Source organism: Pseudomonas sp. GW460-12-10-14-TSB1 (genome assembly GCF_017349775.1).
GTDB lineage: Bacteria > Pseudomonadota > Gammaproteobacteria > Pseudomonadales > Pseudomonadaceae > Aquipseudomonas > Aquipseudomonas piscium.
In genome coordinates, this window is record NZ_JACNAC010000029.1 from 17,943 (window position 1) to 36,585 (window position 18,643).

The following is an 18,643-nucleotide window of genomic DNA, read 5'->3' on the forward strand; positions in this document are numbered from 1 at the left end:
GCGGCATGACAGCCCCGCCCGGGCTCTGGCAGGATGCTCGGCTCACACCAGGGAATGGGCACAGCATGCTGATCAGAAAAGCTCATGGCGACGACGCGCAACGAGTCTTCGTCATTCGCAACCAAGCCATCAACCACCAGTGCAGCGGCCACTACCCCGCCGCCGACCTGCAAGTCTGGACCGCTGGCAGCCTGGGGGACTACTTCATCGAGGTCCTGGAGAAGACCGGGCACGTAGCCGTCATCGACGACCAGATCACCGCTAGCGGCATGCTCGACCTGGAGTCGGGGCAGGTCGATGCGGTGTTTGTCGATCCGGCGTACATGGGCCGCGGGATCGGCCGGCAGATGATGGACTACCTCGAACAACTGGCACTGCAGGCCGACCTGCCGCACCTGATCCTGGACTCGACCCTGAACGCCGCGGACTTCTATCGCCACTGCGGCTTCGTCGGCGAACGGATTGCCCAGTACCAGTCGCCCCGTGGCCTGACCCTGGCCTGCGTGCCGATGATCAAGCATCTGGCACGCTGAGCCCGCGCTCGTTCAGGGTTTGAGCGGTGCCTGCAGTTCCGGGGCCGGCCCCGCGCCTGCCGAAGAAGCCTCGGACGGCGAGCGCACCTGGATGATCAGCAGCGCCGCAATCACCGCAGGAATCGCGCAGAAGAAAAAGATCTGCTGCACCGGGATGTGCATCGCCAGCAGCAGGCCGCCGAACAGCGGCCCGAGGATCGAGCCGAAGCGACCGACGCCCAGGGCCCAGCCGGTGCCGGTGGCGCGCACATGGGCCGGGTAGAAGTTGCTGGCGAAGGCGTTGAGGGTCAGTTGGCCGCCGATGATGCAGAAGCCGGCGGCGAAGACGAAGGCCACCAGATAGCGCGGGTTGTCGTGGTTCAGGCCCAACAGAAGGGTGCACAGCGCCGCCCCGGCCAGCACCGCCGAGAGCAGCCGTACCTTGCGTTTCAGGCGGTCGGCGAACCAGGCCATGCAGATCGCCCCCAGGGTACCGGCGAACAGGAACATCGAGGTCACCAGGTTCGCTTCGTTCAAGCCAAGGCCACTTTCCAGCAGCAGCGACGGCAACCAGCTGATCATGAAATACAGCAGGATCAGGCTGACGAAAAAGGTCGACCAGATCAGCAGCGTCGGGCGCGCATAACCGTGGCGGAACAACTCGATCACCGTGAGCTTGCTGCCCTGCTCGGCCTGGTTCTGCGCGGCCGAGGCGGCCGGTGGCTGCCAGTCCGGCAACATGCGCGCGGTGACCTTGCGCAGGCGTGCATAAGGCGGCTGATCGCGCAGCAGGCGCGGCAGCGACTCAGGGAGGAACCAGACCAGGAACGGGAACAGCAGCAACGGCGTGACACCGCCGGCGAGGAACACCGCCTGCCAGCCGAAGCTGTCGATGAAGCCCGCGGCGACAAAACCGCCGGCCGCGCCACCGAAGGAGAAACCACAGGCGGCCAGGGTCACCATCAGGGTGCGCAGACGCGGTGGCGAGTATTCCGACATCAGCGCCATGGCGCTGGGCATCGCCCCGCCCATGCCGATGCCGCAGATAAAACGCGCGACCATCAGGCTGTTCAGCGAATCGGCGAACACCATCATCACGGTGAGGCTGGCGTAGATCAGCACGCAGGCCAGCAGAATCCGCCGCACGCCAAAACGGTCCGCCAGCGGCGTCACCGCCAGCGAGCCCAGGGTCAGGCCCAGCAGGTTGGCACTGAACACCGGACCGAACGCGGCTTTCTCCAGGCCCCAGTCCTGGGCCAGGGCCGGCACCACATAACCCAGCACCTGGGCGTCGTAGCCGTCGGTGACCAACAACAGGGCCAGAAGCAGAAGAAGCAACCACTGATAACGCGACACGGGACGGGCGTCGAGCGCCGCCCGGAAGCTGGCAATCTGATTGTGCATCGCAAGGTACCTGCTGGTTTTTATGGTTATGGGAGCCGGCAGACCGTCATTGCTCTTGGGCGGCAATGATCGGTCTTGTGTACGTCTTCAAGTGCGGGAGCGGGCTTGCACCTACGGGCATATCTTCTATTGCCGCTGCCACAGGCCGTGGCAGCGGCAATAGAGGTCAGGCAGGCGTATCGGGCTGGTTGGCCGGGTGGGCCTTCTGGAACGCCGGGTGTTCGGCGGCCAGGGCGGCGACCCGGCGAATCCGCGGGTAGGCGTCCAATGGCACCTTGAAGCGCTCGGCCGCGTACAGCTGGGGAATCAGGAAGGTGTCGGCCAGCCCCGGTTGTTCGCCGAAGCAATACCCCTGCTCGCCGATCAATTGCTCGACCGCCGCCAGGCCGTTGCTGATCCAGTGGCCAATCCACTCCAGCACCCGGGCCTCGTCGTAGCCCCACTGGCGCAACAGGTTCTGCGTGCTGGAGTTGTGCAGCGGATGGATATCGCAGCCGATCAGCAACGCTACCGCCCGCTCGTGGGCACGGGCCGCCAGCTCCTGGGAGAGCAGCGGCACCTGTGGATAACGTTCCTCCAGGTACTCGATGATGGCCAGCGACTGGATCAGCAACTCGCCGTCATCGGTGCGCAAGGCCGGCACGCGGCCTTGGGGGTTGATCCGCAGGTATTCCGGCTGGTGGTTGGCACCGCCAGCGGGTACCAGCAGGTTGACCGGCAGCGCCTGGTAATCCAGGCCCTTGAGCGCCAGGGCGATGCGCACCCGGTAGGAAGCGGTCGAGCGGTAGTAGGTATAGAGCTCCATTACGCGCACCTCTTCTTAACGGGCAGGCAGGATTTTGCCGCGGCATTCGCCGAAACCGATGGAAGCGAAACCCTCGCGGCGGCAGCGGCCGCGCAGGATGATTTCGTCGCCATCCTCGAGGAATTTGCGCACTTCGCCGGAGGCCAGTTCGATCGGCTTCTTGCCGCCTTCGGTGATCTCCAGCAGGCTGCCGAACTGGTTGCTTTGCGGGCCCGACAGGGTGCCCGAACCGAACAGGTCGCCGGCCTGCAACTGGCAGCCGTTGACGCTGTGGTGGGCGACCATCTGCGCCACGGTCCAGTACATGTACTGGGTGTTGCTCAGGGTCAGGCGGTGGGCCGGCAGGCCTTGCTCGCGCATCTTCTCGGTGAGCAGCAGCACTTCCAGTTCGATATCGAAACCACCGGCGGCCTGGTCGCGCTTGTCCAGCAGGTACGACAACGGCTGCGGGTCGCCTTCGGGACGTGGCGTCTGGGCACGGCGGAACGGCTCCAGGGCTTCGGCCGTCACCACCCACGGCGAGATGCTGGTGATGAAGCTTTTCGACAGGAACGGACCCAGCGGCTGGTATTCCCAGGCCTGGATATCCCGCGCCGACCAGTCGTTGAGCAGGCAGAAGCCGGCGATGTGCTCGGCGGCGTCGCCAATGGCAATCGGCTCGCCCATTTCGTTGCCCTGGCCGATCCAGATGCCCAGCTCCAGCTCGTAGTCCAACCGGGCGCATGGGCCGAAGGTCGGCTCGCTCTGGCCGGCGGGCAGAGTCTGGCCCTTGGGCCGGCGTACGTCGGCACCAGAAGTACGGATGGTAGACGCGCGGCCGTGATAACCGATCGGCACGTACTTGTAGTTCGGCAGCAGCGGGTTGTCCGGGCGGAACAGCTTGCCGACGTTCTGCGCGTGCTCGATGCCGACATAGAAGTCGGTGTAGTCAGTGATCTTCGCCGGCAGGTGCATCTGGCAATCGGCAGCCAGGGGCAGCAGCTTCGCGCCCTGGGCCTCGACCTTGCCGCGCAGGCTGCTGCCTTCGCCGAGCAACTCCAGCAGGCGTTCGCGCAGGGCGGCGCGGGCCGGGCGGCCCAGTTCGAAAAAGGCATTCAACTGGCCGCCACGGGTGGCTTCCACCGCGGCCTTGGCCGGGCCCTCGAACAGCCCGGCGTCGAGCGCCGCTTCCAGGTCGAAGATGTGCTCGCCGATGGCCACGCCGCTGCGTGGCGCCGAACCCTGGAGGCTGAACACCCCCAGCGGCAGGTTCTGCAACGGGAAGTCGGCATGATCGTTGGCGGAGGCAACCCAGCTGCGGGTGATGGTTGGCTGATTCATGGGTTATTTCCGATTCGGGTTGAAGGTGGCGGGCAGCGAGGCCCAGCAAGCATCGTAGTCGTTCTGCAATTGCGGGCACTCCAGGGCGAACTGGCTCGGGCGCATCACTTGGCTGGTCTCGAACATGAAGGCCATGGTGTTGTCGATCTTGGCCGGTTGCAGCTCGGCGTTGATGGCCTTGGTGCAGCTTTCGCCATCCGGGCCATGGGCGCTCATGCAGCTGTGCAGCGAAGCGCCGCCGGGCACGAAACCTTCGGCCTTGGCATCGTAGGCACCCTGGATCAGACCCATGTATTCGTTCATCAGGTTGCGGTGGAACCACGGCGGCCGGAAGGTGTTCTCGGCCACCATCCAGCGCGGCGGGAAGATCACGAAGTCGAGGTTGGCCAGGCCGTGCACGCTGGTGGGCGAAGTCAGCACGGTGAAAATCGACGGGTCCGGGTGGTCGAAGCTGACGGTGCCGATGGTGTTGAAACGGCGCAGGTCATATTTGTACGGCACATTGTTGCCGTGCCAGGCCACCACGTTCAGCGGCGAATGATCCAGCTCGCAACCCCACAGCTCGCCAAGGAACTTCTGCACCAGGGTGGTGGGCTGCTTGAGGTCTTCGTAGTGGGCGACCGGGGTCAGGAAGTCCCGCGGGTTGGCCAGGCCGTTGCTGCCGATCGGCCCCAGGTCGGGCAGGCGCAGAGGCGCGCCGTGGTTTTCGGCAATATAGCCACGGGCCTGCGGGTCCAGCAGCTCGACGCGGAATTTCAGGCCGCGGGGCAATACCGCGATCTCCAGCGGCTCGACTTCCAGCACCCCCAGCTCGGTGGCGATACGCAGGCGGCCCTGTTCGGGCACCAGCAGCAACTCGCCGTCGGCGTTGAAGAACACTCGCTCCATGGAGCGGTTGGTGCGATAGGTGTAGATGCTGATCCCGGCCGGTTTCTGCGCTGCCGAGTTGGCGACCATGTTCACCAGGCCGTCGATGAAATCGGTCGGCTCACTCGGAATATCCAGCGGGTTCCAGCGCAGCCGATTGGGCGTGATCTCGCCCAGCGGCCCGCCCGCCAGCTGGCGATCCAGCTTGACGAACGCCGGGTGGTTGGCCGATGGCTGGATGCGGTACATCCAGGTGCGCCGCGCTTCGCTGCGGACCATGGTGAAGGCCGTGCCGGAGAAGAGTTCGGTGTAGAGGCCGTAGGGGGCTTTTTGCGGGGAGTTCTGGCCGACGGGCAAGGCGCCTGGCAGGGCCTCGCTGGAAAACTGGTTGCCGAAGCCCGACTGGTACGCAAGCCCGGACGCCGTGGAATCGAGGTTCATGGAGCCTCCTGGAAGTGGAGTTGGCAGCGGCCTGCGACTCCATGGGAAGAGCTCTCGGCACGCCTGCGTTATTTTTATCGTAATCCAATTACGGATAACGTAATTTGATTGGTATTGACCGTCAAGCTATAAAGACGCCCATTCGTCCCGGGATCACACCGCCTCCATGGAAAAGCCGCGCAGCACCAGCGATAGCAACGGTAAACAGAAAGTTCGCTCGGCCGAGGTCGGCACCGACATCCTCAAGGCGCTGGCCGAGCTGTCGCCGGCCACCTCGCTGTCACGCCTGGCCGAACACGTGCAGATGCCGGCGAGCAAGGTCCACCGTTATCTGCAAGCGCTGATCGCCAGCGGTTTCGCCGAACAGAACACCGCCACCAACCACTATGGCCTGGGTCGCGAGGCCTTGCGGGTGGGCATGGCCGCGCTGGGCAGCATGGACGTGTTGAAGGTCGCCGCCCTGCCCCTGGCCGAGCTGCGGGATGAGTTGAACGAGACCTGCTTTCTCGCGGTATGGGGCAACCAGGGCGCGACCGTGGTGCATATCGAACCCGCCGTGCGCGCGGTGACGGTGGTGACGCAACTGGGTTCGGTGCTGCCGCTGCTCAGCTCGTCCACCGGGCTGGTGTTCGGCGCCTACCTGCCGAACCGCGAGACCGTCGATTTGCGCGAACAGGAACTCAAGGCCCACGCGCCTCACGCACTGGCGGACGATCAGGTGTATACCGCCCTGTGCGAGCAGATTCGCCAGCGTGGCCTGCACCATGTGCACGGTCTGCTGATGCCGGGCGTGGATGCCTTGTCGGCGCCGGTGTTCGACGCCACCGGCAAGGTCGCCGCCGTGCTGACGGTGGTCGGCCCGACCTCGCTGTTCCACGCCGACGAAAACGGCCCGGCAGCGCAGCGCCTGCTGGCGGCGTCCCAGGCGGTGAGCTGGCGCATGGGTTACCAGCCCTGAGACAACCTGTAGCCGCTACCTGAGCCAGCGGTTACAGCATCAACCCCAACGTCTTGGCCTTGGCCACCGCCTGAGTGCGACGCTCCACGCCGAGCTTGCTGTGAATGCGCCGCGCGTGGGTTTTCACCGTGTGCAGGGAAATGAACAGTTGCTCGGCAATCTGCTGGTTGGAGCTGCCCAGGGCAATCAGTTGCAGCACCTCCAGTTCCCGCTGGCTCAGCGGGCTCTCCCCTGCCGCCGGCAGCAGTACCGGCGTTTCGAGTTCGGCCACCGGCTGGAAGTCAAACATCCGCGGCTGACGCAGGCGCAACTCATGCAGTGCCTGATGCAGGTTGCAGCGCGCACTGAGCTCCAGCCCCTCCTGCAAGGCACCGGCGGACAACGCCCGATCCCCCAGCAGGAAAGCGACCTCGGCCAGGGCCAGGTGCAACTCGGTCTGCAGGCACAACATGCCCCGTTGCCGGGCCTGTTCGAGCAGGCGCTGCAGGCTTGCCACTGGTGCCTCGGCGCGCTGCAGGTACACCTCGGCCAGCACCAGCAGGTACTCGATACGCGGAATCAGCTCGAGGCTGGCCGGTGGCGCCTGGCGCGCCTGCGGTCCACGGTAGTGACGCAGCACCCGCCTCAAGGCCTCCTGGACCAGTTCCGGCCGCCCCTGCTGCAACCAGAACACACTGCTGACCTGCAGCAGCACGGCGCGGTACACAGTGTCGGGAATCTGCCGTTGCTGCATCAGTCGCTCGGCATCGCGCAGGCGTACAAAGGCATAGGCGTAATCGCCCTGGTTGGCGGCCAGAAACGCCTGGCCGAGAAATCCGTACAAGGCGCGTTTGTCATGGCTGAGCAGACAGAGCTCGAGCCCGTTCTGGAAATGCCCGGCGGCCTGTTCCGCCTGGCCCTGGCGCAAGGCCAGGCGCCCGCGGCGCAAGGCGATACGACCGAGCAGCGGACCGACCCGATAAGCCTGGCGACTCAACAATTGCTGCACCTCGTCCAGCAGGCTCTGTGCTCTGTGGGGCGCCCCACGCTGCTCCAGCAACTGCGCATGGTCCAGCTCCAGCAGCGCTTCGAACACCAATGAATCCTGGGCCCGAGCCAGGCACAGCGCCTCGCGGCTGAGCATCTGCGCCACGTCCAGTTCGCCCCTGAGCAAGGCCTGCTGGGTCAGCCCCGAAAGGCACAGCAGGCGGGTCGGCCAGGCATGGGCCGGCAGTTCGGTCAGCGCCTCGAGAAAATGCATCCGCGCCGGTTCCATCAACCCTTGCAGATGCAGCAGCCACCCTTGCTGCGCCTGCCAGCGCGCCACCAACTGCCGCTGTCCGGAGGCCGTCGGCTGCGGCGCGAAACGCGCCATCTGCGCCACACAATGTTGCGCCTGGTCAAAGCGCCCGACGAACAGCAAGGCCGCCGTCAACAACCCCACCAACTGCGGGCTGCCGAGCAGCAACTCGTCGCCCTGCTGCTCATGCAGACGCAACAGCAACACCACGTTCTGCTGCTCGAACAGCTGCTCGAAGCTGAAGTGCTGCAACAGGCTGACCGCCACTTCGTATTCCTGCGCCAGCAACGCCTGCTCGAACGCTGCCTGCCAGTCCTCCTGCGCGGCGAACCACTGACAGGCCCGACGATGCCAGGAGCGTCCCGCCGGCCAGGGCTCGTCGCGCATCAGCCGGGCCAGGGGGGCGAACACTTGCAGCCACCCCGGCGCAGGGTCCCAGGGCTCGATAAAGCAACCCAGCTCCTGCAGCGCCCGCAGGTACTGGGCGCCCTCCCCGGCGCCGAACAGGTGCTCGCACAACGCCGCATTGAAACGCGGCAGGTGCGCCAGCACATGCCAGACCTCGGACAGTTCCGCCGGCAACACGCTGAACAGCTCGTGCTCCAGGTATTCCAGCAGGGTATTGGGCCGCCCCTGTCGGCACGGCGAGGCCGCTAGGTCGCTGCCTTCGAGCAGGGCGATGCGCACGCCGGCGCACCAGCCGGCACTGCGCTGGAAAATCCGGCTGGCGGTGTGGATCGACAAGGGTTGCGGCAGTTGGCGCAGCAGTCGCTCGATGTCCTCCTGGGTGAAGGCCAGCTCGGGCCCCGTGCATTCGTAGAGCTGGTCGTCGAGCAGCAGCCGCGGCCAGTTGCATTGCGGCCGGCGGCGGCCGCCCAGCCACCAGGTCAGCGCCGGGTTGCCGATCGCCAGCAGGCGGTCGAGCAGCAGGTCCAGCTGCGGCGCCGCGACCCGGCAGTAGTCGTCGAGGAACAGCCAGGTCGGGGTCTGCACATGCGCCAGGTGGTCCAGCACCGTAGCCTCGTCCGACGCGGCCAGGCCCAGCGCCCGCGCCAGCTCGCCGCACAGTTGCAGCGGTGTCTGCATCGCCCCGGCCTGTGGTAACCAGCACACCCGGCATTCGGTCGGCGCCTGCAACAGGCACTCGGCGAGCAAGGCCGTCTTGCCGCTGCCGGCCGGCGCACAGAGCAGTTTCACCCGCGCCGGCGATGCCAGAAGAGGGGCACTCAGACGGCTGCGGGACAGGTGGTGGGAGGACAAACGAGGCAGGAATCCAGGACAGGGGGTCATGGCGGTCATTGCGGCGTGCCTTTTTATAGTTTTAGCCTGCGTGCCCTCACCCTAGCCTTGTCGCCGGTGCTTGTTGAGAAGTATTCAGCGCGCTGATCCGCGCCCATAAAAAAGGCGACCGATCGGTCGCCTTTTGCCATCGTTTGTATCCTGAGTCTTACCGAACACCGGCTGCACGCAGGGCGGCCGGGGTATAGTCGGCAGCCTTGGCGGCGAAGCCGAACTCGAAGCTGTGCTTCTCTTCGTTCTTCATCCCCAGGGCGATGTAGCGCCCGGCGATGATGTCGTACAGCGCTTCGAGGGTGTAGGCCGGCACCTGGGCGTTGTAATAGAACTGCGCATGCCCTTCGGCCACCCGCCACAGCTGGCCACGACCGTCGTAGTGATCCACCAGGGCCACCTGCCAGCTGTCCTCGTCGATGTACATGTGGCGCTTGGCGTAGATATGCCGCTCGCTCGGCTTGACCGTGCCGACCACTTCCCAGACCCGGTGCAGCTCGTAGCGGGTCAGGTCCTGGTTGATATGCCCGGCCTTGATGATGTCGTCATACTTGAGGCTCGGCGAATCCAGCTTGTAGCTGTTGTAGGGGATGTACATCTCCTTCTTGCCCACCAGCTTCCAGTCGTAGCGGTCCGGCGCGCCGGAGAACATGTCGAAGTTGTCCGAGGTGCGCAGACCGTCGGCCGCGGTGCCCGGCCCGTCGTAGGCCACTTGCGGGGCGCGGCGCACCCGGCGCTGGCCGGCGTTGTAGATCCACGCCAAGCGTGGCTCCTTCACCTGGTCGAGGGTTTCGTGCACCAGCAGTACGTTGCCGGCCAGGCGCGCCGGAGCGGTCACCGCCTGCTTGAAGAAGGTCAGCACGTTGGCACCTTTTTCCGGGTCCAGGTCCGGGATCTGCTGCGGCACCGCCACTTCTTCCTCGAAGCGGATCGGCGTGTAGCTGCCATTGGTCTGCGGCGTGGCCTGGGTGATGATCCGGCGCAGGTTGCCGCCGCGATAACGGGTGGTGTGGTTCCACAGCACTTCCACGCCGGTCTTCGGAATCGGGAAGGCGTAGTAGCGGTTGCCGGTGAAGTTGGCCAGGCCGTTGCCTTCGTTGATCGAGGTGACGTTCAGCGCGCTGCGCTTGGCCGACTCGTAGATGTCCGCCGGCAGGCCGACCGTGCGATGGGTCGGGTAGACCGGGATCTTGTAGGTTTCCGGGTAGCGCTTGAACATCGCCACCTGGCCGTCAGACAGCTTGTCCTTGTACTTGTCGACAGTCGCCGCGGTGATGGTGAACAGCGGCTTCTCGCTGGCGAACGGGTCGGCGAGGAAGCCCTTGGCGTCCACCGCCCCGGCGTTCTTGCCGATGCCGCCAGTCCAGGCCGGGATCGAGCCGTCGGCATTGCCGGCCTTCTCCGCGCCGAGCGGGGTCAGGCTGGTGCCAAGCTTGTCCGCTTCCTGCGGGGTGACCGCCGCCATCACGTTGACCGCCAGCAGGGTCAAGGCCAGGGCACCGCATTGCAAAATCGTCTTGCGCATAAAGTTGTCCTTCCTGGGTCGGGTCAGAAGTTCACGCCAAAGCTCAACGCGAGGAAATCGCGGTCTTTGAGGGTGTTGTAGTCACCGCCGAAAAAGTCGGTGTAACTGAGGCTGGCGGTGTAGGTGTTGCGGTAATCGGCATCGACCCCGAGGCTCACCGCCTTGGCGCCTTCGTTGAACAGGCCGTTGGGCCCGTAGCCGTTGACGTCGTGGGACCAGGACAGGTTGGGCTTGAGGTTGATCCCGGCGATCAGGTTATTGTAATCGAGGATCGCCCGGGCGCGATAACCCCAGGACGTGGCCGTGACGAAACCGTCGGTATCGCCGCCGAAACCGTACTGGCCGTAGACCGAATCGCGGCCGTAGCGCAGCTGGCTTTTCGACTCCAGACCACCGACATGCACGATGGCCGCCTCGCCCACCAGGGTCAGGCGGTCGGCGCCCAGCACCTGGTCGAAGAACTGGGTCAGGGTGCTCTGCACCTGGGTGATTTCCTTGCGCCGGTAACCGGTGTTGTCGGCCCCCGCCGAGGTCCGCACCGGCGATGCCAGGCCACCGGCGATGGGGTTGACCAGGGCCAGGGTCAGGTCGTTGGTGTTGACCTGCACCGGGGCATTGGGCCGGTAGCTGATCTCGCCGGTCCAGGCGGTACCGGTGGGCAGCGTGGTGGAGAAGCTGGCGCCGTACAGGCGGATGTCTTCCGGGTATTCGAGGTAGTACTGGCCGCGCCCGAGCATCACGCTCTGGGCCAGGGCCGAACCGGTGCCCGGGGCGATCCTGTTGGCGGTGCTGACGATCCCCGGGATGCTCGCCAGGGTGCTGCTCCCGGCGGTGATGGTGCCGACCGTCGGGGTGCGGGCATGGTAGTTCATGAAGTACAGGCCGTACTCGGTGTCGTCGCCCAGCCAGCGCAGGGCGGTGCCCCACTGCCCGGAGTCGCGGGCATCGCGGTCGCCGGCGCGGCCGATCACCACGCCTTCGGGGGCCACGGTGAAGCCCTGGCCGAACGCCGCGGCAATCGGTTGCAGCGGCCGGATCGCCGGGCTGCCAACGGTGTAGCCAGTGGTGCAGCCGTCCGCCACCACGTCGTTGCCGAAGAAGGTGCCGCAGTTGTCGACCACGGTCTGGTCCCACTCCAGCTGATAGAAACCTTCCACGGTCAACTGGTCGGTCAGGCCCTGGGAAGCGAACAGCATGTTCACCGGGATCAGGCCTTCCTTGATCTCGGCACCCGGGCGGCGAAACGCCGAGACGTCGATCGGGTTGATGCTGTTGATCGAGTTGCCGATAAAGGTGCTCTCGCCCCAGCTGACCACCTGCTTGCCGGCGCGCACGGTGCCCGGCAGGTCGGCGATGGAGTAGTTGTGATAGATGAAGGCATCGAGGATCTGCCCGCCGGAAGACTTGGCGCCCTCCTTGCGGTTGTGGTCGCTGATGGGCTTGAACTCGCGGTCTTCGTCCTTGAGTTCGAAGTCGTACCAGTATTTGCCCCGGACGAAGACGCCGGTGTCGCCGTACTTCAGTTCAAGGTCGTGGATGCCCTTGAAGATCTTCGAGAAGGTCTCGCCCTTCTTGAAGTTCAGGCGCCCGTCGTCGCCGGTGGAGGACTGCCCGCGACCGCCGTTGGACACACCCACCAGGTCCTTGTCGGCATCGCGCATGCCCCAGCTGGCGCCGATGGACAGCGAAGAATCGAACTGCCCCTCTATCTCCCCGATGTTGAATGAAACGGCCTGCGCCTGGGCGCAGCCCCCCAAGGCCACCGCGACGGCCAGCGCCCGCGGTGTGAAGATGGCGCGCATTGTTGTTTTTGTCATGCGTCTTCCCCGGTGAGTGACAGAAGGCCTCACCCTACTGCCGGCGCACAGGAGCGATAAGCGCACCAAGGAGGTATTCGCGTTGTCGCTCGAAAGGATGAATGCCCTCGCCAGCCGGGCCTTTGCGCGGCGCATCGACGGGCTGGATGGACGGGTATCAGGTGGATGGATTGCGCCCTTGCCGGGCATATCCGCGCGGTGTGCACTACTATTGCCCAGGCTGTAACAGTCCTTGTCCGCAATCGCTATTTTTCATTGAGCAGCCAGCCCTTATTCTGGCCTCGCTCTCACGGCAAACAGCCACGCAGAGTCGCCCAGAGGTGTGATCACGCCACCTTGGAGGCAAGAGGATTCAGAAGGTTTGAAGCAAGGATATTCAGATCTTCACCGGGTGTTCACTGACGTTGATTTGTTGCTCCTTGATCTAACGTCTTCCTTCGGCCGCTGCCTTGCAGCGGCCTTTTTTATGCCCGGGAGAAAGTCCGGTTGGCGCTCAAGGTGCCTGGTCGCCGTCGCAATGGAAACGATGCAACAAACGATGGGCCACCGGCGCCAGGATCAGGCCGAAGGCGGCGACGAACACCAGGTTGGTATAGAGGCCGTAGCTGGCGAAGAACAGCTTGCCCCCCGCCGTGGCGGGCATGGCCGCGGGCCCGATGCCGCCAAGCATCATCGCGGCGTTGAACAAGGCGTCGTAGCCGCTGACACCCGGCTCGAAATACAGATGCCCGGCAATCCCCAGCAACAGCGAGACGCCGATCAGGCCCAGGGTGGCCAGGACGTGCAGAAACAAGCGGCGCAGAAACAACAGGCGCGATAACAGCGGCTGGGTCTTGGATTCGTACATGGGCTGCGTGTCCTTATGCGGTCGATGTTCGACGAGCATAGTGACCCACGCATCAGGCGTACAGCCGCGCGGGGCGCGGCTGTACGGGTCGGCCGGAGGGCTGCTTCAGATCGTGTATTTCTGCAGGTTCTGCATCATCTCTCTCAGGGCTTCGATATTGTCCTTGGGGTGCGCCGCGCCTTCGAAATCGCAGATCTGCTGCCAATTGGCGGCGACATCTTCCGGGGAGAAACCTTCGCGCGGATCGAAGCCCAGGCCCAGGCTGCGCTCCCAGCGCACCTTGCCCATCCAGCCGCCGCCGACTTCGAATAGGCCGGACGTCTCCTGGCAGTTCTCGCTGCCCAGGTACACCACCAGCGGGCTGACCAGCTCCGGCTTGAGTTGCTCGAACACCTGCGGCGGGATCAGCCCTTCGGTCATCCGCGTGCCGCCGGTTGGCGCGATGGCGTTGACCAGGATGTTGTTCTTGCGGCCTTCGATGGCCAGGGTGCGGGTCAGGCCGTAAAGGCCGAGCTTGGCCATGCCGTAGTTGGACTGGCCGAAGTTGCCGTAGATGCCGGACGTGGACGCGGTGAAGATCACCCGGCCATAACCCTGCTCGCGCATGTGCGGCCAGGCGGCGCGGGTCACCTTGTAGGCGCCTTCGACATGGACGCGGTACACCAGGTCCCAATCGGCGTCTTCCATCTTGTGGAAGGTCTTGTCGCGCAGGATGCCGGCGTTGTTCACCACCACATCTACCCGGCCGAAAGCATCCAGGGCGTTCTGTACGATCTTGTCGCCGTCAGTCACCGAGTCATGGTTGGCCTCGGCGATGCCGCCGGCTTCGCGGATCTGCGCCACCACCCGGTCCGCCGCCGAGGCATTGGCGCCCTCGCCCTGGGTCGAGCCGCCCAGGTCGTTGACCAGGACCTTCGCCCCGTGTCTGGCGAACAGCAATGCATGAGCCTGCCCCAGACCGCCGCCGGCACCGGTGACGATCACGACTTTATTCTCGAAGCGCACAGACTCACTCATACCGAACTCCCACAGGCCAGATGGACAACAGACGGACAATGGCTTCGAGTGTCAGGCACGCGGCTGACGGTCACAATAAACACGGCTGGAGCTGAATGGTGCGCAATAAGGCAGGGGGATGATCGAGGGGTAACGATGTGGCGGGGCGCATCAGCGCCTGGCGCGCACAGGCCAAGGTCGCAGAATCGCGGTCGCTACGGACAGCTCGGGTCTCTCAGGAGCAGGCCAGTTTGCGCGGTGGAAACTCCAGGCTGTCGCGAAAGGCCAGATAGTGCTTGAGCACCTGGACCGGGGCTTCGGTCTGCGGGTAGTGACCGATACCGGCCAGCAGCACGGTATCCGGGTTGGGAATCAGTTCGCAGTAACGCTCGACCATGTGCGCCCCGGAAATCGGATCCACCGCGCCGTCGATCACCCGCAGCGGCACCTCGCCGCGCTGCATCGCACTCACCCAGCGGTCGCGCTGCACCCGGCGCTCGGGAATGTAGCCGATCAGCTTGTGCAGGATCCGCGGGCCGTTATTGGCCTCCACCAGGCTCCAGAAGTCATCCAGGGCGCTTTCGCTGGGCCGGGTCTGCGGGCCGAAGATCTGGCTGAAACTCCTGGCCAGCCCCTCCCGGCTGAAGGCGCGGCCGAGCATCCAGCCCAGCGGGCTGAGCAGCAGCTTCTGCGTCAACACCGGACGATGGGTTTCCGGGAACAGGCCGCCATTAAGGAAGACACAGCTGGCCAGGTTGCAGCGGTCTTCGTAGTGCCGGGCGAGCATTTCCTGGGCGACGCTGTCGCCGTAGTCGTGGGCCAGCAGGTGCACGGGGGTATCGACACCCAGATGCTTGAGCAAGGCCTGTTGCAGGTCCGCCTGCTCCAGCAGGCTGTACTCGTGGTCCCGCGGCTTGGCCGAATCGCCAAACCCCAGCATGTCGCAGGCGATCACTCGATAGCGCTGGGCCAGGGGTTGCCACAGGTAGTGCCAGTCCCAGGCAGCGGTGGGAAAACCGTGGATCAGCAGTAGCGGCTCGCCCTGCCCCGCGGTCCAGTAGCGAATGGCGTGACCGCGAAACACGAAGCTATGTCCGCGCTTGCGCCACACGCACAGAGGAATCTCGGCCATAGGCATCAGAGTTTATAACCCGCGTCTTGTTTATCGAGTTTGCGCAGCAGTGCCGGCCATGCCAGCGCGCCACCCATGCCTTGAGCACTTTTGGTGACCCCGGCGATCATCGCCTTGGCCCCGGCCAGAATCTGCGGCTCGATGGCGATCAGTTGTGCCGCACCGTTCTGCGCCAGCACCTGGATCTCGCAGGCGCGCTGGAAGGTGAACATCATCAGGAAGGTGTCGGCGATGGTGCCGCCACAGGTCAGTAGACCGTGGTTGTGCAGCATGAGGAAATTGCTGTCGCCGAGGTCGGCCTGCAGCCGGGCCTTTTCCTCGTGGTTCAGGGCCACGCCTTCATAGGCGTGATAGGCCAGGCTCGACAGCACGAACAGCGATTGCTGGCTGATGGGCAACACCCCCTGCTGCTGCGCGGACACCGCGACCCCGGCCGCGGTGTGGGTGTGCAGCACGCAGGCCACATCGTGCCGCACTTCGTGCACGGCGCTGTGGATGGTGTAGCCGGCGGGATTGATTTCGTAGGGGCTGTCCATCAGTTTGTTGCCGGCCTGGTCGACCTTCACCAGGCTGGAGGCGGTGATCTCATGGAACATCAGGCCGAACGGGTTGATCAGGAAATCTTCGGTGCCAGGGACCTTGGCGGAGATGTGGGTGAAGATCAGATCGTCCCAGCCATGCATCGCCACCAGGCGATAGCAGGCGGCCAGATCGACGCGGGTTTGCCATTCGGCGGCGCTGACCAGGTCTTTCACACTCGATGTCGGCTGAACGGAGGATAGGCTCACGGCAAGGACCTCAGTGACGGCAGTTTTTATTATTTTTTTGGGACGTGGGGATCAGTCTAGTCAGCCACCCGGATTCAGGTAGTTGCATTGCCAGCCAGCTTACTGACCGAGCGAGTCATTGGTCGCTTTAATTCAAAACGGTGCGGGCAACGTCAAAGCAACGACGCCAATAAAGGAGCGGCGAACAGGTTCAGCAGGCCCGTGAGAACCATCACCAGCCCCGCCACCGAGCCCTCTTCACCGCCGACTTCATGGGCGCGGCTGACCCCGGCGCCGTGGGCGCCGACCCCGAACAAAGCACCGCGAGCCAGGGCGCTGCGCAGCGGCAGCCACTTGAGCAGGACACCGCCGAGCATGGCGCCGAACACCCCGGTGAACATCACGAACACTGCCGTCAGTTCGGGCACGCCGCCCAGGTCATGGGCCAGCGGCATGGCGAAGGGAGTGGTGATCGAACGCGGCACCAGCGACATGGTCACCGAGCTGTCCAGGGCCAGCACCCGCGCCAGTCCGAAGGAGCTGGCGATGGACGCCGCGCTGCCCGCCAGCATGCCCAGGAGCAATGCCGACCAATGGCGCATCAATAGTTGCCGCTGCTGCCAGATCGGCACCGCGAAAGCCACGGTGACCGGTCCCAGCACCAGCATCAGCCAATGGGTGTTGGCGGAATATTCGGCATAGGCGGTGTGCAGCGGCACGGCGATCGCCAGCAACAGGGCCGGCACCAGGATCAGCGGCGACAGCAGGTAACGCCCGGTGCGCCGGTAGATCCAGCGACTGAACAGATAGGCCGCGAGTGTCAGCAACAGCCAGAACATCGGCATGGGCTCAAGCGTCATGGCGCATTCTCCAACGGCACACCCATTCCACCGTGAACGCGGTGACCAGCATCACCATCAGCGTACTGACGCCAATCACCAGCAGGATCCGCCAGCCGTCCTGGCGCAGCAGGCCACCGTAGTCCAGCAGGCTCATCAGCGCCGGAATGAAGAACAGCAGCATCTCGGCCATCAGCAGGCCCGCGCCCATCTGCAATGCCGCCGGCTTGACCCAGCCCAGGGCGAACGCCAACAGCAGCAAGGCCAGGCCGATCACCCCGCCAGGAATCGGCCACGCCAGCCACCCGGCCAGCTGGCAGCCGAACAGATAAATAGCCAGCAACACCGCCAGTTCGGATAACAGGCGACCCAGGTGTTTCAAGGTGGAAGCGTTCATGGAATTCGGTCCTCGCAGGCCTGCATTTTATGCAAGCGCCTACCATCACCGAAGCGAATTGTTAGACTGGAAGTCATTCCAGAATGGAATTCAGAGCACGGACCCGAAACATGGACTTCAAACAGCTGCGCAGTTTTGTCGAAGTGATTCACCAGGGCGGTTTCACCCAGGCCGCCAAGACCCTGCACATCAGCCAATCGGCGGTGAGCAAGCAGATCGCCCAGCTGGAACAGAGCCTGGGCACGCCGCTACTGGATCGCCAAGGCTCGCACATTCACCTCACCGCCGCGGGCAGTGTGGTACTGCAACGCGCCGAAGGCATGCTGCGCCTGCGCAACGAGCTGCTCAGCGAACTGGACGACCTGAGCCAACTGGCCCGTGGGGAATTGCGCCTGGGCCTGCCCCTGCTGGGCAGCGACGCACTGTTCGCCAGCCTGTTCGCCGAGTACCGCCGACGCTACCCGAACATCAGCGTGCAGTTGCTGGAAGGCGGCAGCCTGAACATCGAGCAGGCGGTGCTCAACGGCGAACTGGAGATCGGCGGCAGCCTGACGCCCAAGGACCCGACCTTCGCTTACCAGCCGTTCTGCGACGAACCGCTGGATGCCTTGCTACCGGCCGATCATCCGTTGGCGATCAAGGCCCAGGTGCGCCTGGAGGAATTGGCGGACACGCCGTTCCTGCTTTATCAGCGCAGCTTTGTGCTCAACGACCGGTTGTTGCAGGCCTGTCAGCAGGTGGGGTTCACCCCGAAGGAAGGTGGGCGCAGCGGCCAGGCGGACTTTCTCGCCGCCCTGGTGGCCGCCGGGCAAGGCGTGGTGCTGTTGCCCAGCGTGGTGGCACGCGGCCTGGTGCGGCCCGGCGTGGTGCGCCTGACGCTGAAAGCCCCCGACTACCTGCGTTGGGACATCGCCTTCATCTGGCGTCAGGGCGCCTATCTGTCCAAGGCCGCGCAAGCCTGGCTGGCGCTGCTGCGCGAGCGTCCGGTCAGCCGCGCAGAGCGCTGATCAGTTCGGCCAGCCAAGGCTCGGCGTCGGTTTCCGGGGTCACGCTTTCGCTGGCGTCCAGGCGCAGCATTTCCAGCACTTCCCGCACGCCCAGCTCGGCGAACAGCTCGCGCATCTGCTCGCCACCGCCACAGAAGGTGTCGCCATAGCTCGAATCGCCCAGGCCGATCACCGCGCCAGGCAAACCGCGCCAGGCCGCCGGCAGTTGATCGCGAATGGCCGAATACAGCGGCAGCAGGTTGTCCGGCAGCTCGCCCATGCCAGTGGTCGAGGTCACGGCCAGGAAAGCCTCGGGGCCGAATGCCTGGACGTCCGCCAGGGTCGCGCGCGGGTTGTGCCAGGCCTCGAAACCTGCGGCATTGAGGAGCTTGGCGGCGTGCCGGGCGACTTCTTCAGCCGTGCCGTACACCGAGCCGGAAAGGATGGCGACTTTCATCAAT

The 18,643-nt window shown here is 64.9% G+C and carries 17 protein-coding genes; 3 read left to right on the forward strand and 14 right to left on the reverse strand.

Going from position 1 to position 18,643, the window contains the following annotated elements; genetic code table 11:
* Positions 1-65: 65 nt before the first annotated feature.
* Positions 66-533: a GNAT family N-acetyltransferase gene (locus J4D52_RS17590; protein ID WP_102677214.1), complete on the forward strand. Its 468-nt coding sequence runs from the start codon at positions 66-68 to the stop codon at positions 531-533.
* Positions 534-545: 12 nt separating this feature from the next.
* Here J4D52_RS17590 and J4D52_RS17595 read toward each other — a convergent pair whose 3' ends face one another.
* The 4 genes from J4D52_RS17595 to hmgA all read right to left on the reverse strand — a co-directional run bounded on the left by J4D52_RS17595 (position 546) and on the right by hmgA (position 5,349).
* Entirely contained in the window at positions 546-1,916 is a 1,371-nt protein-coding gene (locus tag J4D52_RS17595; protein WP_102677213.1) for an aromatic acid/H+ symport family MFS transporter, read from the reverse strand.
* A 166-nt stretch (positions 1,917-2,082) separates the two neighbouring features.
* Positions 2,083-2,721 (reverse strand): maleylacetoacetate isomerase, encoded by a 639-nt coding sequence (maiA, locus tag J4D52_RS17600; RefSeq protein WP_025806465.1) that lies wholly within the window; start codon positions 2,719-2,721, stop codon positions 2,083-2,085.
* Positions 2,722-2,736: 15 nt separating this feature from the next.
* Complete coding sequence (gene fahA / locus J4D52_RS17605; RefSeq protein WP_102677212.1) at positions 2,737-4,041, reverse strand: fumarylacetoacetase; 1,305 nt, start codon at positions 4,039-4,041, stop codon at positions 2,737-2,739.
* Between the two features lie 3 nt (positions 4,042-4,044).
* The gene (hmgA, locus tag J4D52_RS17610; protein ID WP_102677211.1) at positions 4,045-5,349 is read right to left on the reverse strand and encodes a homogentisate 1,2-dioxygenase; all 1,305 of its coding nucleotides are present in this window, start codon (positions 5,347-5,349) and stop codon (positions 4,045-4,047) included.
* Between the two features lie 166 nt (positions 5,350-5,515).
* Here hmgA and J4D52_RS17615 point away from each other — a divergent pair, with 166 nt between their 5' ends.
* The gene (locus J4D52_RS17615; protein ID WP_063428408.1) at positions 5,516-6,307 is read left to right on the forward strand and encodes an IclR family transcriptional regulator; all 792 of its coding nucleotides are present in this window, start codon (positions 5,516-5,518) and stop codon (positions 6,305-6,307) included.
* Positions 6,308-6,338: 31 nt separating this feature from the next.
* Here J4D52_RS17615 and J4D52_RS17620 read toward each other — a convergent pair whose 3' ends face one another.
* The 9 genes from J4D52_RS17620 to J4D52_RS17660 form a co-directional block, all read right to left on the reverse strand.
* Positions 6,339-8,885: a LuxR C-terminal-related transcriptional regulator gene (locus tag J4D52_RS17620; RefSeq protein WP_102677210.1), complete on the reverse strand. Its 2,547-nt coding sequence runs from the start codon at positions 8,883-8,885 to the stop codon at positions 6,339-6,341.
* A 148-nt stretch (positions 8,886-9,033) separates the two neighbouring features.
* Complete coding sequence (locus J4D52_RS17625) at positions 9,034-10,401, reverse strand: DUF1329 domain-containing protein (protein WP_025806461.1); 1,368 nt, start codon at positions 10,399-10,401, stop codon at positions 9,034-9,036.
* A 23-nt stretch (positions 10,402-10,424) separates the two neighbouring features.
* Entirely contained in the window at positions 10,425-12,218 is a 1,794-nt protein-coding gene (locus tag J4D52_RS17630; protein ID WP_063428405.1) for a DUF1302 domain-containing protein, read from the reverse strand.
* 493 nt (positions 12,219-12,711) lie between these two features.
* The gene (locus J4D52_RS17635) at positions 12,712-13,065 is read right to left on the reverse strand and encodes a hypothetical protein (protein ID WP_025806459.1); all 354 of its coding nucleotides are present in this window, start codon (positions 13,063-13,065) and stop codon (positions 12,712-12,714) included.
* Between the two features lie 105 nt (positions 13,066-13,170).
* Positions 13,171-14,082: an SDR family oxidoreductase gene (locus J4D52_RS17640; RefSeq protein ID WP_025806458.1), complete on the reverse strand. Its 912-nt coding sequence runs from the start codon at positions 14,080-14,082 to the stop codon at positions 13,171-13,173.
* A gap of 214 nt (positions 14,083-14,296) precedes the next feature.
* Complete coding sequence (locus tag J4D52_RS17645) at positions 14,297-15,199, reverse strand: alpha/beta fold hydrolase (protein WP_063428403.1); 903 nt, start codon at positions 15,197-15,199, stop codon at positions 14,297-14,299.
* A complete protein-coding gene (locus J4D52_RS17650; RefSeq protein ID WP_063428402.1) occupies positions 15,199-15,981 on the reverse strand; it encodes a class II aldolase/adducin family protein in 783 nt (260 codons plus the stop codon). The genes J4D52_RS17645 and J4D52_RS17650 overlap by 1 nt, the downstream gene beginning before the upstream one ends.
* A gap of 152 nt (positions 15,982-16,133) precedes the next feature.
* A complete protein-coding gene (locus J4D52_RS17655; RefSeq protein ID WP_025806455.1) occupies positions 16,134-16,820 on the reverse strand; it encodes an LrgB family protein in 687 nt (228 codons plus the stop codon).
* Entirely contained in the window at positions 16,810-17,196 is a 387-nt protein-coding gene (locus J4D52_RS17660; protein WP_007929806.1) for a CidA/LrgA family protein, read from the reverse strand. Before J4D52_RS17660 ends, J4D52_RS17655 begins: the two co-directional genes overlap by 11 nt.
* A gap of 110 nt (positions 17,197-17,306) precedes the next feature.
* Between J4D52_RS17660 and J4D52_RS17665 the strand changes: the two genes are divergently transcribed.
* A complete protein-coding gene (locus J4D52_RS17665; RefSeq protein ID WP_063428400.1) occupies positions 17,307-18,203 on the forward strand; it encodes a LysR family transcriptional regulator in 897 nt (298 codons plus the stop codon).
* On the opposite strand, the gene J4D52_RS17670 is transcribed toward J4D52_RS17665, so the two are convergent.
* On the reverse strand, positions 18,184-18,639 hold the full coding sequence (locus tag J4D52_RS17670; protein WP_016701722.1) for a flavodoxin: 456 nt from the start codon (positions 18,637-18,639) through the stop codon (positions 18,184-18,186). The two genes, J4D52_RS17665 and J4D52_RS17670, sit on opposite strands and share 20 nt — an antisense overlap.
* Positions 18,640-18,643: the final 4 nt, after the last annotated feature.